Annotated in this window: 14 protein-coding genes; 8 read left to right on the forward strand and 6 right to left on the reverse strand. The window is 43.6% G+C overall.

From position 1 onward, the window contains the following. Positions 1-393 precede the first annotated feature (393 nt). The 5 genes from BA1DRAFT_RS08375 to BA1DRAFT_RS08395 all read left to right on the forward strand — a co-directional run bounded on the left by BA1DRAFT_RS08375 (position 394) and on the right by BA1DRAFT_RS08395 (position 5812). Positions 394-993 carry a TetR/AcrR family transcriptional regulator gene (locus BA1DRAFT_RS08375; RefSeq protein WP_036777903.1) on the forward strand — a complete coding sequence of 200 codons (600 nt, stop codon included), beginning with the start codon at positions 394-396 and terminating at the stop codon, positions 991-993. Between the two features lie 123 nt (positions 994-1116). After that, positions 1117-2154 carry an NADP-dependent oxidoreductase gene (locus tag BA1DRAFT_RS08380; protein WP_036777904.1) on the forward strand — a complete coding sequence of 346 codons (1038 nt, stop codon included), beginning with the start codon at positions 1117-1119 and terminating at the stop codon, positions 2152-2154. Positions 2155-2194: 40 nt separating this feature from the next. Beyond that, positions 2195-3352 carry an iron-containing alcohol dehydrogenase gene (locus BA1DRAFT_RS08385; RefSeq protein WP_036777905.1) on the forward strand — a complete coding sequence of 386 codons (1158 nt, stop codon included), beginning with the start codon at positions 2195-2197 and terminating at the stop codon, positions 3350-3352. 111 nt (positions 3353-3463) lie between these two features. Beyond that, entirely contained in the window at positions 3464-3958 is a 495-nt protein-coding gene (gene aac(6') / locus BA1DRAFT_RS08390) for an aminoglycoside 6'-N-acetyltransferase (RefSeq protein ID WP_082303655.1), read from the forward strand. A 258-nt stretch (positions 3959-4216) separates the two neighbouring features. After that, positions 4217-5812, forward strand: a complete 1596-nt coding sequence (locus BA1DRAFT_RS08395; protein ID WP_036777906.1) for an ABC-F family ATPase — start codon at positions 4217-4219, stop codon at positions 5810-5812. Between the two features lie 99 nt (positions 5813-5911). On the opposite strand, the gene moeB is transcribed toward BA1DRAFT_RS08395, so the two are convergent. From moeB to BA1DRAFT_RS08410, 3 genes are all read right to left on the reverse strand, one after another. Continuing rightward, positions 5912-6664, reverse strand: a complete 753-nt coding sequence (gene moeB, locus BA1DRAFT_RS08400) for a molybdopterin-synthase adenylyltransferase MoeB (protein ID WP_036777907.1) — start codon at positions 6662-6664, stop codon at positions 5912-5914. Then, positions 6664-7905, reverse strand: a complete 1242-nt coding sequence (moeA, locus tag BA1DRAFT_RS08405; RefSeq protein WP_036777908.1) for a molybdopterin molybdotransferase MoeA — start codon at positions 7903-7905, stop codon at positions 6664-6666. Before moeA ends, moeB begins: the two co-directional genes overlap by 1 nt. 222 nt (positions 7906-8127) lie before the next feature. Continuing rightward, entirely contained in the window at positions 8128-8874 is a 747-nt protein-coding gene (locus tag BA1DRAFT_RS08410) for an SDR family NAD(P)-dependent oxidoreductase (RefSeq protein WP_036777910.1), read from the reverse strand. A 381-nt stretch (positions 8875-9255) separates the two neighbouring features. On the opposite strand from BA1DRAFT_RS08410, the gene BA1DRAFT_RS08415 reads away from it, so the two are divergent. The 3 genes from BA1DRAFT_RS08415 (at position 9256) to yeiB (ending at position 12444) form a co-directional block, all read left to right on the forward strand. Then, entirely contained in the window at positions 9256-10443 is a 1188-nt protein-coding gene (locus tag BA1DRAFT_RS08415; RefSeq protein WP_036777948.1) for a YbfB/YjiJ family MFS transporter, read from the forward strand. 171 nt (positions 10444-10614) lie between these two features. Continuing rightward, on the forward strand, positions 10615-11274 hold the full coding sequence (folE, locus tag BA1DRAFT_RS08420) for a GTP cyclohydrolase I FolE (protein WP_036777911.1): 660 nt from the start codon (positions 10615-10617) through the stop codon (positions 11272-11274). 21 nt (positions 11275-11295) lie between these two features. Beyond that, on the forward strand, positions 11296-12444 hold the full coding sequence (gene yeiB / locus BA1DRAFT_RS08425) for a DUF418 domain-containing protein YeiB (protein WP_036777912.1): 1149 nt from the start codon (positions 11296-11298) through the stop codon (positions 12442-12444). Here the strand turns inward: yeiB and sanA are convergent. From sanA to cdd, 3 genes are all read right to left on the reverse strand, one after another. Further along, positions 12332-13156, reverse strand: a complete 825-nt coding sequence (gene sanA, locus BA1DRAFT_RS21870) for an outer membrane permeability protein SanA (RefSeq protein ID WP_046393928.1) — start codon at positions 13154-13156, stop codon at positions 12332-12334. The two genes, yeiB and sanA, sit on opposite strands and share 113 nt — an antisense overlap. Before the next feature lie 144 nt (positions 13157-13300). Further along, complete coding sequence (locus BA1DRAFT_RS08430; protein ID WP_036777913.1) at positions 13301-14998, reverse strand: NAD-dependent malic enzyme; 1698 nt, start codon at positions 14996-14998, stop codon at positions 13301-13303. A 214-nt stretch (positions 14999-15212) separates the two neighbouring features. Continuing rightward, a complete protein-coding gene (gene cdd / locus BA1DRAFT_RS08435; protein ID WP_036777915.1) occupies positions 15213-16097 on the reverse strand; it encodes a cytidine deaminase in 885 nt (294 codons plus the stop codon). Between the last annotated feature and the right edge of the window lie 108 nt (positions 16098-16205).

Here is a 16205-nt window from a genome sequence, read left to right on the forward strand (position 1 = left end):
AATTAAATTGTTATAAATGTAATGTCATTGATCATTAATATGTTTATTTGCGGTGTGGCATTATTGATTTTTTTATTTTCTTCTTGGTGTCTGATTTGAAAACATATTCTGCATCAAATTAAATCACATCACGATATCGTCTTGTCATTCAGAGTACCAATAGGAAGCTTCTTGCTATTTTATTAAAAGTAAAAAATCAAAATAGTCTATTTTTAATGACGGATTATTCTATGGATAAGCTACTGGTGTAATATGTGTTTCAGAATAACGTTATAAATCAGTAAGAAACTGGTAGCAAGTGGTGTTAGCAGGAAATTTCCTAATCTTTTTTCCGACTGAAAAATATTGTTTTAAATTGTAGACGACTGGTCTAATTCGGTATAAGTTGTATCTATGCAAACGAATAGAAATCCCCAAGATATCCGTCAGCACATCCTGGACATTGCGCAGCAAGTTATTGGATGTAAAGGCTTTTCAGCCGTCGGACTTAATGAAATTTTAAAGGCGGCAAAAGTGCCGAAAGGCTCGTTTTACCATTATTTCGCGTCGAAAGAGGCATTTGGCGCTGCTATGCTTGAAGATTACTTTACGCACCATCTCGAAAGGATGGATAACATCATGATGCGTAAGGAGTGGACAGCGAAAGAGAACTTAATGCAGTACTGGCAAGGCTGGTTGGAGCCGTTAGAAGACGGTACTGTTTGTGGGCAAAAGTGTTTGGCGGTTAAGCTCGGTGCTGAGGTGAGTGATCTATCTGTAGCGATGCGCTTGGTGTTGGAGAATGGGACAAAGAGTATTGTTATGCGCCTTGCCTCTGTCGTGGAAAGCATTGTCCATGAGGGTGGATTGAATTGTTCTGTTGAGGAAGCTTTTCCACTGGCTGAAGCGTTATATCAGACTTGGTTAGGGGCTAGCCTGATGGCGAAGATCACCCAGAGTAGCGCACCGTTACAAAGTGCTATGGCTACCACGAAGCGATTATTGAATGCATAGCGAATAAAAACACTGTTGGAAGTCACTATTCATCAGTGTTTTTTTATACCTAATGATTAGACGACTGGTCTACTTTTTTGGTATCTCAATGATACTGACTTTTAATGTTGAAGGAGAAGATAAATGTTTCAAACACAACAAATAAATCGCCGTATCGTCTTGGTTTCACGTCCGAATGGTTCCCCGACACTGACTGATTTTCGTCTGGAACAGCAACCTATTCCTGAGATAAAGGAGAAAGAAATACTGTTACGCAGCGTTTTTCTTTCGCTAGATCCTTATATGCGTGGGCGAATGAGTGATGAACCATCTTATGTGCCACCGGTGGAGCTTGATAGCGTTATGGTTGGTGCAACAGTGAGTCGGGTCGTGTCTTCAAATCATCGGAGATATCAGGTGGGTGATTGGGTACTGGCATATAGCGGTTGGCAGGATTATGCCGTTTCCGATGGTAGCGGCCTTCTTAACTTAGGCCAATCGCCTGTTCACCCATCCTATCAATTAGGTGTGTTCGGTATGCCTGGCTTGACTGCTTATACTGGGCTGTTGGATATCGGTCAACCCAAGGCTGGTGAAACATTGGTTGTTGCTGCGGCAACGGGTCCGGTTGGTGCAACGGTTGGTCAGATCGGTAAGCTTAAAGGTTGTTATGTCGTTGGCGTAGCGGGTGGTGCGGAAAAGTGTCGCCATGCTGTTGATATATTGGGATTTGATGTTTGCCTTGACCACCATGCTCCAGACTTTGAAGAACAGTTGTGCAAGGCTTGTTCGAAGGGAATTGATATTTATTTTGAAAATGTGGGCGGCAAGGTATTTGACGCTGTTTTACCGTTACTGAATGACTTTGCTCGCGTTCCGGTTTGCGGAATGGTTTCTCGTTATAACTCCACCAGCCTTCCAGAAGGGCCAGATCGCTTGTTTTTGTTGATGAATAAACTGTTGAGGAAGCGAATTCGGATGGAAGGATTCATTGTTACTGATAATTATACTCGGCGTTTTGATGAATTTTCACGTGATATATCCGCATGGTTTGATGATGGCAGGATAAAATATCGTGAAGAGGTGGTGTCAGGTTTGGAAAATGCTCCACAGGCGTTTATTGGCCTGTTACAAGGCCATAATTTCGGCAAGTTAGTCGTCCGTGTCGGTCCTGATAATTAAATGCTACTAGACATAATTCGGCCTATACAGTGAGGTAGTTGTGCGAAATTTTAAGTATTACAACCCAACTAAAATCGTTTTTGGTGAAGAAACTATTAGCCGTCTTGATAGCTTGGTGCCACGGGATGCGCGGGTACTGATTCTCTACGGCGGTAACAGTGCTGAAAAAACCGGAACGTTGGATGAAGTCAGAAGTGCGTTGGTTAATAGAACTATCCAGGAGTTTGGTGGTATTGAAGCTAATCCGACTTACGAAACTTTGATGAAAGCGGTTGAATTGATACGCAATAGTGAAGTGAATTTCTTGCTCGCTGTCGGCGGTGGTTCTGTGATTGATGGCACTAAATTTGTGGCGGCGGCTGTGAATTTTGCAGGAGAGCCTTGGCGTATTTTGGAAGAGGGGGGATCGCTTGTTCAGAGTGCTCTCCCGTTTGGTACCGTTTTGACGCTACCCGCGACAGGTTCAGAGATGAACAGTAGTTCGGTAATTACCAATAAAGCGAAACAAGCTAAGCGGGATTTTATGAGTCCGTTTGTTTTTCCTCAATTCTCCATTATGGACCCAACGAAAACCTATACTCTGCCGTTACGTCAGGTGGCTAATGGGGTGGCTGATGCTTTCACACACGTTATGGAACAATATTTGACTTATCCTGCTAATGGCATGGTGCAAGATCGGTTTGCTGAGGGGCTATTGCAGATATTGATTGAAATAGGCCCCCAGGCTATGAACACCTCGGATAATTACGAGATCCGCTCCAATCTAATGTGGGTCGCGACTTTGGCTCTCAATGGTTTGATTGGTGCTGGTGTGCCGCAGGATTGGTCCACACATTACATCGGTCATGAATTAACTGCGCTTTACGGTATTGATCATGCTCGAACATTGGCGATTCTCCTGCCTGCTACTCTGAAAATCTGCCGGGAAAGCAAGCGTGTCAAATTGTTGCAGTATGGTGAGCGTGTTTGGGGTATTACCAGTGGAGATGAAGAACAACGAATTGATCAAGCTATTGCATATACTCGCAGTTTCTTCGAGGATTTAGGAATTCAGACCCATTTGTCAGATTACAACCTTGGTGTTGATGACATTGATCGGGTGGTGAAACAATTGGAAGCTCACGGTCTGACTCAATTGGGTGAAAACAGAGATATTACGTTAGATATTAGTCGCCAAATCTTGCAAGCAAGCCTTTAAGTTGGAGGAGCGCCCTGGGGAAAATTCCAGGGCTTCTCTCTGGAGTCTATTTTAGGGAACGAATTTGCAGTACGATGTAAGTTAAATAGGAAAAAAATGTTTGAGTCAAAAATGGATAATAAACATCAGCAATCGTCGCATATTCAGTTGGAAAATAATCTCTATCGAATTGTAGTGAGTAACAGCCATAATTTTAATGAATGGTTGTATTTGCGGAATAGATTATGGCCTACGGCATCAGAAGAAAGTCACCGTGAAGAAATGAACTCGATTTTGAATTCTGATAACCAGATTGCTTTTATGATCCAATCGGGTTTAGGCGATTTTTGCGGTTTTGCAGAGGCTTCACTGCGTTTTGAATATGTCAATGGATGCAATTCCTCACCCGTTGCTTACCTTGAAGGGATCTATATTTCCCCGGAATTAAGAAGAAAGGGTTTAGCGACTCGTCTTATCACTCATATTAAAAATTGGTCTAAGGATCATGGATGTACTGAAATGGCATCAGACGCTGAAATAAATAATGAAGAATCACTGGCTCTTCATTTGTCTCTTGGGTTTATAGAAACAGAACGGGTAGTTTTTTTCAGGAAGTTAATCAAATAGGGATGAATTGGATGGTGAAATGGGACTTGGATTATTTCTATCATCATTCATCTCTTATAACTGAATGCTGATGCGAATTACATTGTGCTACATATATTATGTCTCTCTGACATGACAACGTAGCCCCATGTATGTATCTTTAATTAGCTCGAATAACGCTCAAAACTTCCCGCGATCTCTTAACCTTGTTGTGGCATAATGCGCCGCTATTGATTTTTCCGATTTCCCTTTTTGTTTCTAAATGTAAGAGCGAATGCAGTGTTAAGTACAAACAACATCACCATGCAATTTGGCAGTAAGCCCCTGTTTGAAAACATTTCTGTCAAGTTTGGCAACGGTAACCGTTATGGTCTGATTGGCGCTAATGGTTCTGGTAAATCCACTTTTATGAAAATCCTGGGTGGTGATCTGACACCCACTGCCGGTAATGTCAGCACCGATCCCAATGAACGTATTGGTAAACTGCGTCAGGATCAGTTTGCTTTTGAAGAGTACACGGTGTTGGATACCGTGATTATGGGGCACACGGAACTGTGGCAGGTAAAGCAGGAGCGTGACCGCATCTATGCGATGGCGGAAATGAGCGAAGAGGATGGCTATCGCGTTGCGGATCTGGAAGTCGCGTATGGCGAGATGGATGGTTATAGCGCCGAAGCACGTGCCGGAGAGTTGTTGCTAGGCGTTGGTATTCCAGTAGAACAGCATTACGGTTTGATGAGCGAAGTGGCGCCAGGCTGGAAATTGCGTGTATTGCTGGCTCAGGCACTGTTTTCTAATCCTGATGTTCTGTTATTGGATGAACCGACGAACAACCTGGATATCGATACGATTCGTTGGTTAGAGCAAATACTGAATGAACGGAATAGCACCATGATCATTATTTCCCATGATCGTCACTTCCTGAATACAGTTTGTACTCATATGGCCGATCTTGATTATGGTGAATTACGTCTGTTCCCCGGTAATTATGATGAATATATGGTTGCCGCCACTCAGGCCCGTGAGCGTCTGGTAGCGGATAATGCGAAGAAGAAAGCGCAGATTGCGGAATTACAGTCTTTTGTCAGCCGTTTTAGCGCTAATGCTTCTAAATCAAAACAGGCGACTTCCCGCGCTCGTCAGATTGATAAAATCCAGTTGGAAGAAGTCAAAGCATCCAGCCGTCAGAATCCCTATATCCGTTTTGAGCAAGATAAGAAATTGTTCCGAAATGCTTTGGAATTGGAAGGTTTGACTAAAGGCTATGACAATGGTCCTCTGTTTAAGAATCTCAATCTTTTGCTGGAAGTTGGCGAGAAAATAGCGGTTATCGGTGCTAACGGTATCGGTAAAACGACCTTCCTGAAAACATTGGTTGGTGAAACAGAGCCAAATAGCGGCATGGTTAAATGGTCTGAAAATAGTAGCATTGGTTACTATGCTCAGGATCATGCCAGTGATTTTGACTGCGATCTGACGGTTTTTGACTGGATGAGCCAATGGAAGAGAGAAGGGGACGATGAACAGGCTGTTCGTAGCGTATTAGGACGTTTGTTGTTCAGCCAGGATGACATTAAGAAAAAAGTCAAAGTGTTATCGGGTGGTGAAAAAGGACGGATGTTATTTGGTAAGTTGATGATGCAACAGCCAAATATTCTGGTAATGGATGAACCAACAAACCACTTGGATATGGAATCCATTGAATCCCTGAACCTTGCGCTTGAATTGTATAAAGGTACTTTGATATTTGTTTCTCATGATCGGGAATTTGTTAGCTCATTGGCAAGCCGAGTTATGGAAATTAAATCTAATAAGGTCATTGATTTCAAAGGTACTTATGATGAGTATCTGAGAAGTCAGGGAATTGTTGAGTAATAATCTTAATGAGATAAATCGCCCGGGTTGAGATAACCGGGGCGTGTTATTTCTATTGTTTGTTATTTCTATTGTTTGTTATTTCTATCGGTAGATAGATTAACTGTTGCACACTTCGCAATTGGGATCTTTGGATAATTTAATATCACGAAATTGCATCGTCATTGCATCAAACAATAAAACCTTGCCGCTATTGACTTTGCCGTATCCAGTAAGGAGTTTGATGGTTTCCATTGCTTGCAATGTACCGATGGTACCGACTAATGGCGCCATCACTCCCGTTTCTACACATGTTAAATTGTTTTCGCCAAACAGTCTGCTCAGGCAACGGTAGCAGGGGGCATTTGGCTGATAAGTAAATGTAGTTAGTTGCCCTTCCATGCGAATAGCTGCGCCGGAAACCAGAGGTGTTTTCCTTGCCAGGCACAAGCGGTTCAGTTGTTCGCGGATTGCCACATTATCAGTACAATCCAAGACAACATCATTCTGGCTGATAAGTTCATCTAGCGCTTGATCTTCCAGTAATCCATTAACGGTTTTAATCGTGACATGTGGGTTTATTGCCCGGAGCGTTAATTGGGCTGAATGCACCTTAGCCATGCCGATATGTTCATCCCGATGTAGGATCTGCCGTTGCAGGTTCGAGAGAGAAACGGTATCAAAATCCAGTAATGTTATTGTTCCGACACCTGCTGCGGTCAGGTACTGAGATGCCGCGCAACCTAAACCACCCGCACCGACTATCAGGATCGTCGAAGATTTCAATTTTTCCTGACCGTCAAAATCAAACCCACGTAGAACAATCTGACGGTTATAACGTAGGATTTCTGTGTCTGTGAGTTCAATGGTCATTATTCATTTTTCAGTAAGTGATTGAACAATTCGATTTCAACATTTTCACCAACTTCTACCCGCCCACGCTCACGTTCCAGAACAATGAAACAGTTCCCCTGACTGAATGAACTAAATATATGAGAGCCTTGATGCCCTGTCGTACGAACTTCTAGTTCACCTTGTTCATTCACTGAAGCAATACCCCGTTGAAAATCCATTCTTCCCGGTGTCTTTTTCAATGGCGTAGTGACCTTGGCACGCATACGCATAGGGGGTTGCCATGCCGTAAAACCGGATAGACGCGCGATTAGAGGTTGAACTAATTGATAGAAAGTGAGAACGGCTGAAACTGGATTACCGGGCAGACCACAGAACCAAGAGTTTTTTAGTTTGCCAAAAGCGAAAGGTTTACCCGGTTTAATGGCCAGTTTCCAGAAACTGATTTCGCCTAATTCATCCAGTATCTGCTTGGTGTAGTCTGCTTCACCCACAGAAACGCCGCCACTGCTGATGACTAAATCAGCTTTTTGATCTGCTTGTGCGAAAATATGGCGTAAGGCTTGGGGATTGTCTGCAATAACCCCTAAATCAATAACGTCGCAATCCAGCTTCTCCAGCATCAGGCGAATGGCAAAACGGTTGGTATCATAAATTTGTCCTTCTTTAAGCGGTTGACCGATAGCTTGTAGTTCATCACCCGTCGAGAAAATGGCGACTTTCAATTTGCGAACCACTTCAACGTCGGTGATGCCTAAAGATGCAATCAGGGGTAACTGAGCGGTGGATAATTTACTGCCAGCCGGTAGTACCACCGCACCTTTAGTAATATCTTCGCCGGCCAGACGGATATTCTGACCTTGTTTGGCGGGCTGAGTGAAAACGATGCCATTATCAGTAACTTCTGCGTGTTCCTGCATAATGACCGCATCAGCACTTGTGGGAATCGGTGCGCCAGTCATAATGCGGATGCAAGTTGCAATCGGCCATTCTCCTTGAAAGGGGGCGCCTGCCAGTGCTTTTCCTGCCAGAGGCAGTGGTTTATGACCATTTAAATCCGCATGGCGTAAGGCATAACCATCCATTGCTGAGTTAGCAAAAGGGGGCACATTGATAGGAGAAATAATATTTGTTGCAGTGATGCGTCCTGATGCTTGCGGGAGGTTGACGGTTTCTGTGTCAGTCAGTGGTGTAACTTGTGTCAGAAGTTTTTCCAACGCCTGCTGTAAAGAGATCAATCCAGAGGTATGACAGTGATCCATAAGTGATGCTCCCAGATAACGTTTTTTATTAATGGCATTATGGCAGAGATCATCATAGGTGTGAGTGATATTTGATTTTGATCGTATGTTCCATAAACGCGGCGATATTGGTGTCGGTTATCCAAAATGCCGCAACATGTGATAAGTACGTAGAACATGACGATTAACCTGGCGTCAGAGGATATGCTGTTGTCATAGCCAGGTTAGAAAGCGGGCAAGAGATTATAAGGTTTGACCACTGTCAACTGTTATGATTTGTCCTGTCATCGATTCTGCTTTTAACAACATTAAGGTTATTTCTGCAACATCTTCTGGTGTTGAAATTCTTTCTAAGGGCAAATAAGTGCAAAGCGTATGCATTTTCTCTTCTCTCCCTTTCCACCATCTTGTTTCAACGGCGCCTGGCGCTACGCAGTTAACCCTGACCGATGGAGCCAGTGCCCGAGCTAAGGATTTTGTCAGTCCGTGAACCGCTGATTTGGAAGCGGCATAGGGGATACAAGAACCTAAGCCCGTTTCGCCGGCGATACTACCGACATTCACAATAGCACTCCCCGTTCTTGCTTTAAGATAAGGTGCCGCATATCGGCAACAATAAAATGTGCCTTTCACATTAACATCAATAATGGTATCCCAAATATCGCTAGATATGGCATCAAGATCTTCAAATTGAAGTTGTCTGGTTGTCGCCGCGTTATTTACCAGATAGTCGATCCCGCTAAATTTTTCCACGACGGTGTTTATCATTGCCTGCACAGCCGATTCGTCGGCAACATCCGCTTTTATCGCGATAGCTTGCCCCCCATCCTTGATAATGGTTTCTGTTGTTTCCTGCGCTTCAAGTTCACTTTGTGAATAGATCACTGCGACAGCAGCGCCTTGTTTTGCCAGCATAATACTGATAGCCCGTCCTATACCGGTTCCACCACCGGTTACAATGGCTGTCTTACCTTGAAATGCTTTATACATAAAAATGCTCCTTAATTAATATTTGGACATAACATGATAAATCATATCTCTTATAGACAGGTTTGTTAGTACCATTTTGGCATTATTGTGTGGACAATATTGTGTGGAAGCCTGACTAATTCAGCTAATGTTGTGTTGTAAGACTCGATTTAATCTTAATAGAGGTAACTTATTAGAGGTAAAGTAAATAAGTGGAGCCGAGTACGAAAATTTATATACGCTGACGTTCCAGATACTGTAATTAATTTCTTACTGATTTTTTATTTATGGGCAGAAATAATTTACGTTTTTCTGGGAACTTTGTTAATTAAAAGTGTATGTTGTATTTGATTTATGTTACGGCTTATGAAAAATGAATTAAAAAAATAATATTTTATGGCTATGAACAATTCAATTTCTCCTCAACAAAGTCACCGCTACCTCGCTTTTCATATCGCAATGAGTGGATTTTTGGCGCTGGTCGTCGCGATGGGAATTGGGCGTACTGCCTTCACTCCTCAAGTGCCTTTAATGATCGCAGAATGCCAGTTTAGTCTGACTGGGGCAGGCATCGTTGCGGCTTTTAACTATCTGGGATATCTGGCCGGCTCCTATGATGCGATGCGGGCGCGCCGTTTGATTGAATATCGGCTTTGGACCGGATTGTGGGGAGCGGTGATTATTACTCTGCTCTCTGCGCTACTGTATGGGGCGATATTGCACAGTATCGCCCGTTTTTTTATTGGTTGGGCGAGCGGCTGGACATTGGTATTGGTGACATCATGGGCCAATGAACAGTTGGTTAAATTGAATCGTCCTGCGTTGGGTGCTGCCATATTTGCGGGACCGGGAGTCGGGATATTAGTTACTGGTATCCTTGCTATCGGTATTCAAGCATGGCAAGTGAGCGTCTCCGAAGCGTGGCTGTTATATGGCATTTTGGCGCTGGTTTGTAGTATCTATATTAGTCGGCATTTGCCCCGTCGTGGCGAGTTACACCGTTCACAAGTCGAGGTGAAAAAACTGACTTTGACTCCTGCAATTAAGCGGCTGGTATGGAGTTACAGCCTGGCGGGGTTTGGCTATATTTTACCTGCGACTTTTCTTTCGCAAATGGCAAGTGATCGTTTCCCCGGCAGCTTATTTGCACAGTTTGTCTGGCCAATATTTGGCGCCGCCGCAGTTATCGGCATCGGTTTCGCTATTTTGACCCGTCATATGTTGACAACGCAAATCCGGCTTGCGATCACTTTATGGATTCAAGCTGTGGGCATTCTCATCGCTGAGAGCATTCCGGGAATCGGTGGTCTGGCATTAAGCTCTTTGTTGGTTGGCGGTGGTTTTATGTGTGTGGTACAAATGGCGTTTCAGTATGGGCGTGAATTAGCACCAGAACATAGCCGTTATATGGCCGGGTTATTAACCACCGGATATGCGGTCGGGCAGCTTATTGGGCCGATGCTGTCAGCGGTTTCTACCGCGATAACCGGGAGATTGGAGCCTGCGTTATATGTCGCATTGATTACTTTGGTCATTGCTGGGTTATTGGTTTGTAACAAAAATAAACCGACCAGTGAAGGGCGTGTGTAAAAAATTCATATAATTATGAAAAGCAATCACTGGATAATCACCACGTGCTCATTTACAGTGTGTGCAATAGTTACCTGTTAGTAGTGAATTGTTTCAGTTATGGTCTTCATGACTCGAACATCCATTTTACTACCCGCCAGATGATGAAAAGTAATGTCTTTGGAGAAAATAATGTCATCCTTAAGTAAAGAAGCTGAACTTGTGCATTCGGCGCTGGAAGCTCGTGGTCTTGAAACGCCTTTGCGTGGTCAGGCGTTGGTGCCGGAAGTGCGTAAAGCGCGTATTGAGGAGCATATGACGGAAATTATGAAACTGTTGAATCTCGATTTGCGTGATGACAGTTTGGCAGAAACCCCCGGTCGTATTGCGAAAATGTACGTCGATGAGATTTTTTCCGGGTTGGACTACAGTAATTTCCCGAAAATCACATTGATAGAAAATAAGATGAAAGTGGATGAAATGGTGACAGTGCGTGATATCACACTAACCAGTACCTGCGAACACCATTTTGTCACCATTGATGGCAAGGCGACGGTTGCCTATATTCCAAAAGATAAAGTCATTGGGCTGTCTAAGATTAACCGTATTGTGCAATTTTTTTCGCAGCGGCCACAGGTACAGGAGCGTCTAACCCAACAGATCTTGATTGCATTACAGACACTGCTTGGCACCAATAATGTTGCTGTATCGATTGATGCGGTCCATTACTGCGTGAAAGCGAGAGGTATCCGTGATGCAACCAGTACCACGACAACAACCTCCCTGGGTGGATTGTTTAAATCTAGTCAAAATACCCGCCAAGAGTTTTTACGCACGACTCGCCATGTGTAATTTTTACATCGGGATATAAGAATGGCCTGCCAGAGAATTGACTCACTGGATAGTATTCGTGGTCTGGCAATACTGGGGATATTGTTGCTCAATATCTCCGGTTTTGCTTTGCCATCCGCCGCTTATTTGAATCCGGCATATAATGGTTCTGCTTCTTTAACTGATTTGATTGTCTGGTCTGTACTTAGTGTCTTTGTTCAGGGAAAGTTCCTGTGTATTTTGGCCTTCTTATTTGGTGCAACTTTGGAGTTACTATTACCAAGGGGCAAAATCTGGAATTACCCTCGATTAACTATACTTGCTCTAATTGGAGTGGGACATGGCATCCTATTCTGGGATGGCGATATTTTGCTCTCTTATAGTTTGGCTGGTTTTTTCAGTTTTCAATTGATTAGCCAAAATAGCGCCAGCAGCAGGTTATTTATGAAAGGCGCTATTTTTTATCTGATCGGATTAGCGTTATTGTTTTTTCTCGGCTTTCTTTCCAGCGGCGAATCTGACGGTGTTTCTTGGCAGCCGACTGAATTCCATATGTTATACGAAACATATTGGAAAACATCTGGTGGATGGTTGGCAGTAAAAGAGCGTTTCAATCAGGTCATGTTGATGATGGTTATGCTGTTTGTTCAGTATGGCTGGCAGCTTATCGGTATGATGTTATGTGGTGCGGGATTAGTGCGTAATGGTTGGTTAAAAGGTGAATTTTTAGTAAGCCATTATCGAAATGTGGCGCTATTGCTGATACCACTCAGCGTTGCTGTTCAGATATTCTCTGTCGTGTTCCAATATATCCATAATTGGGATTACTTTTGGTCAGGTATTGTCGGTTATATCCTTGCTGAGTTGGTAACGCCATTTCAGGCACTGGGTTATATGGCTTTGATATATGGTTTCTGGCCGGTTATTTCATGCTGGCGAATTAATTACTGGCTCAGTCAGGTTGGACGAATGGCGATGAGTAATTACTTGCTACAAACCTTAATTTGCACTCTGTTGTTTTATCATCTTGGGTTTTTTGGTCAATTTAGCCGTTTGGAATTACTTGCATTTATTCTTCCTATTTGGGCGGTGAATATTCTGTTTTCATGCTGGTGGTTACGCCGTTACCCGCAAGGGCCGGTAGAACGGCGGTGGCGTGAGATGACGGCGGTGTTGGCCCGGTCTGCTTAAGTTGGGTTTTGTCCGTTGCCCGTAATTCTTCCGGGGTTACGGCGGGGTAATCAGTCATGCCTTTTGGTACCTTATGCGGAGCTGGAATGGGGATCAGAGGGCCGAGGAAACGAGGTTCACGTTTCAGAATATAAAGATCAGTCAGGGCGCCTAGGCGAGCAATGATTTCACGTAATCGAACAGTAACCATATTTTTAGGTGTAGAAACTGCATAACATTGGGCGGTAATTCCCATATGCATAGCGATAAACAGTGCTCGTTCGCAATGAAATCGTTGAGTGATAATCGTAAAATCATTAGTGTTAAAAACCTTTCGGGTTCTGACTATCGAATCAAGTGTTCTGAAACCCGCAAAATCCAAGACGATATTTGCAGCAGGAATACCCGCTTTTACCAAATCTCTGCGCATGGTGACTGGTTCGTTGTAGCTCTGTTGAGCGTTATCGCCACTAAGTAATAAATATTTAATTTTGTCGCTGTTATAAGCGTTAACGGCTCCTTGGATACGGTACATATAGTACTGATTTGGGGCACCAGAAAGGTAATATTTAGACGTACCAAGCACTATACCCACTTCGCGTTCAGGAAGTCGTTTAAGATCATCAAAGATATAGGGGGCTGTTTTCCAGCTAATCCAGCGGTCAAGTGCAATAGCTGTCAGTATCAGCATCCCTGTGATGAATAACAGACCAGTTATCAGGCGCTTCCACATGCTTTTGCCTTTTTATACACATTAATGACTGAATTTGTTAAAGGCTACTTTACCTGAAATTTCTAAGCAAGTTTTCTCTTTAGGAAAAAAGCCTGTTAATTTACTTTTACTAACAGGCTTTTTGCATATTTCTAGCGATAAGAATCAGAATGAAGTACGTTTGTACACGCGATATTCAGGTTTCCAGAAGTTGCGCTCAATTGCTTCATCCAGTGCGCCATCTGAGGTAACAGTGGCAACGCCCTGTATTTGTGCTTCTTTGGCGACTTGTTTAGCAATTTTGCGTGATACTTCCTGAATATCATCAATAAGTGGCAGTAACGGGCCTTGACCTTGTTGGGCTAGAGGTGAACAATCCGCCAGCGTCCGGCTTGCTGCCATCAACATACCGTCAGTAACCAGTTTGGCCCCTGACGCAATGACGCCCAGACCAATTCCAGGGAAGATATAGGCATTGTTACATTGGGCGATTGGATACTCCTGATCTTTGTATTTTACCGGATTGAATGGACTACCTGTCGCAACCAGAGCCACGCCATCCGTCCAGTTGATGATATCTTCAGGACGGGCTTCAACGCGGGAAGTTGGGTTCGATAATGGCATGACGATTGGACGTTCACAGTGTTTATGCATTTCACGGATGATCTCTTCTGTAAACAAACCTGACTGACCTGAAACACCAATCAATACCGTCGGTTTAGCATTACGGACAACATCGAGCAGAGAGATGGCATCGCTGTTTACATCCCATTGAGTCAATGAGTCGCTTTTCTGTACCAGCTTATTCTGGAAATCCAATAGATTTGGCAGTTTGTCTGTCAATAAACCGAAGCGGTCAACCATGAAAATACGGGCACGAGCCTGTTCTTCGCTTAACCCTTCTGATTTCATCTGGGCGATGATCTGTTCTGCAATGCCGCAACCGGCGGAACCCGCTCCGAGGAAAGTAACAGTTTGATCCTTCAATTGACGGCCCGCCGCGCGACTGGCTGCAATTAAGCTACCTAACGTAACGGCAGCAGTTCCCTGAATATCATCATTAAAGCAACAAATCTCGTGGCGATAACGATTAAGAAGAGGCATGGCATTTTTTTGTGCGAAATCTTCAAATTGCAGCAGCACGTTTGGCCAACGGCGTTTAACAGCCTGAATAAATTCGTCTACAAATTCATCATACTCTTCACCGGTGATGCGCGGGTGACGCCAGCCCATGTATAACGGGTCATTCAGGCGTTGCGGGTTGTTGGTGCCGACATCCAGCACGACTGGCAGTGTATAAGCTGGGCTGATACCACCGCAGGCGGTATACAAGGAGAGTTTGCCGATAGGAATACCCATGCCGCCAATGCCTTGGTCGCCCAAACCAAGGATACGTTCACCATCGGTAACAACAATGACTTTTACATTTTGTTTGGTCGCATTTTGCAGCATGTCATCAATATGTGCTTTGTTTGGATATGAGATGAACAGGCCACGGGCACGGCGGTAAATATCGGAAAAGTGCTCACAAGCTTCGCCAACGGTTGGCGTGTAGATGATTGGCATCATTTCGTTCAAATGTGCATCCAGCAGGCGGTAGAACAGGGTTTCGTTAGTGTCCTGAATATTTCGCAGATAAATGTGTTTATCTGCGTCATTTTTGAAATCAAGATACTGTCGATAAGCACGTTCAGCTTGTTCTTCGATGGTTTCGACTGCTTCCGGTAATAAACCGTAAAGATTAAAGTTGCTGCGTTCTTCTTCAGTAAAAGCGCTGCCTTTATTCAGCAGGGGAAATTCCAACAGCATTGGGCCAGAATAGGGAATATATAGTGGACGTTTACTTTCGTGTTCCAGTTCCATGAATCTTACTCTTTGAACTAAATGGATAACAAGGTTAGCTATAGATCCTAAGAGATAGGAAAAATATGTACAGTAAATGTTACTTAATTAGAGGTATTATGAGTAAAAATGAGAGATAACATCCAGAGTTAGCTAATAAAATGTTACGGTAATTGTTTTTTATAGCGGAAAACCCTCTATCTGCATAGAGGGAAAAATGAATTTTCCACTGGATTCAGAAAGTGTAGTAATCAAATTTGCTGCAACCGAGCGTAGCAAGTATGGATTGAGTTGCACTCCGTTGGGATAAATCACAGTTTTTTTCCTCAACCAACACAGCTCTGTCGATAGCCAGGCAATCACCACCAGAAATGTTCATCAGAATTAGCGCTGCTTGTAATGGGGGTAAGCTTGGGTTAAACGCGGCATTTTCTGCATAACGCCCAGGATAAATTTTTCCATCTTTTCCTAAAAGAGCAGCACCACTGTAGGAATTACTGTATGGGGCATAGCTCTGGTTTGCTGCATCTAATGCAGTCAGGACTAATGTATCCGTGGTTTCTAGTTTATAACCATGATTAACCGGGTCCATCAACAACGTCTTGATGCCCAGATCGTTTGGGCCAAAAGAATCTGGCAGATAATGACCTAATGTTGAAGGTACTTGCTTTGGCAGGTGAATCTCTAATTGGGCGCCACTATTAAGTTCATTCATAAATTGGCGGCAATGGCCGCACGGAGAGTAATTCACAGTAACAGACGCCAGTTTTTTCTCACCTAATAACCAAGCGTGGGTAATCGCACATTGTTCAGCATGAATCGTTTGTTGTAGTGGTACGCCAGCAAATTCCATATTCGCGCCAAAATAGAGATTTCCACTTTTTCCGCGGGCAATGGCGCCAACATTAAAATGTGAGATTGGTGTCAGGGAGCATGCCGCTGCAAGTGGCAATAGGGCGACAGCCAAGGTGTTGTCGTCAAAACCGCAGGCTTTCTTAATAGATTCAGCTTGCTCAGCAGTAAGCATAGCAGGAAAGTCATTGTTTCCTGCGTAAGGTAAAAGAGCATCCTGTAGTTTAGAGGGTAACTGTACCCAGATGGGGTGAAAACGAGCTTGCATAGCGTGATCTCCAAATTAACTTAAGATCATTCTAAGTTGTCTGGTTATATTTGTAATGTGATTAATGTCATATAGATGAATGAGACTTATGTAATTGAAGTGAGTAAT

Source organism: Photorhabdus aegyptia, from assembly GCF_000612035.1.
In the GTDB taxonomy this organism is placed as follows: domain Bacteria; phylum Pseudomonadota; class Gammaproteobacteria; order Enterobacterales; family Enterobacteriaceae; genus Photorhabdus; species Photorhabdus akhurstii.

Excerpts from the sequence above, each read along its gene's own strand:
- cdd (WP_036777915.1), bottom strand. The coding sequence starts at position 16,097 with ATGCAAGCTCGTTTTCACCCCATCTGGGTACAGTTACCCTCTAAACTA.
- BA1DRAFT_RS08380 (WP_036777904.1), top strand. The coding sequence starts at position 1,117 with ATGTTTCAAACACAACAAATAAATCGCCGTATCGTCTTGGTTTCACGT.
- folE (WP_036777911.1), top strand. The coding sequence starts at position 10,615 with ATGTCATCCTTAAGTAAAGAAGCTGAACTTGTGCATTCGGCGCTGGAA.
- BA1DRAFT_RS08410 (WP_036777910.1), bottom strand. The coding sequence starts at position 8,874 with ATGTATAAAGCATTTCAAGGTAAGACAGCCATTGTAACCGGTGGTGGA.
- BA1DRAFT_RS08375 (WP_036777903.1), top strand. The coding sequence starts at position 394 with ATGCAAACGAATAGAAATCCCCAAGATATCCGTCAGCACATCCTGGAC.
- yeiB (WP_036777912.1), top strand. The coding sequence starts at position 11,296 with ATGGCCTGCCAGAGAATTGACTCACTGGATAGTATTCGTGGTCTGGCA.
- BA1DRAFT_RS08430 (WP_036777913.1), bottom strand. The coding sequence starts at position 14,998 with ATGGAACTGGAACACGAAAGTAAACGTCCACTATATATTCCCTATTCT.
- BA1DRAFT_RS08415 (WP_036777948.1), top strand. The coding sequence starts at position 9,256 with ATGAACAATTCAATTTCTCCTCAACAAAGTCACCGCTACCTCGCTTTT.
- moeB (WP_036777907.1), bottom strand. The coding sequence starts at position 6,664 with ATGACCATTGAACTCACAGACACAGAAATCCTACGTTATAACCGTCAG.
- sanA (WP_046393928.1), bottom strand. The coding sequence starts at position 13,156 with ATGTGGAAGCGCCTGATAACTGGTCTGTTATTCATCACAGGGATGCTG.
- moeA (WP_036777908.1), bottom strand. The coding sequence starts at position 7,905 with ATGGATCACTGTCATACCTCTGGATTGATCTCTTTACAGCAGGCGTTG.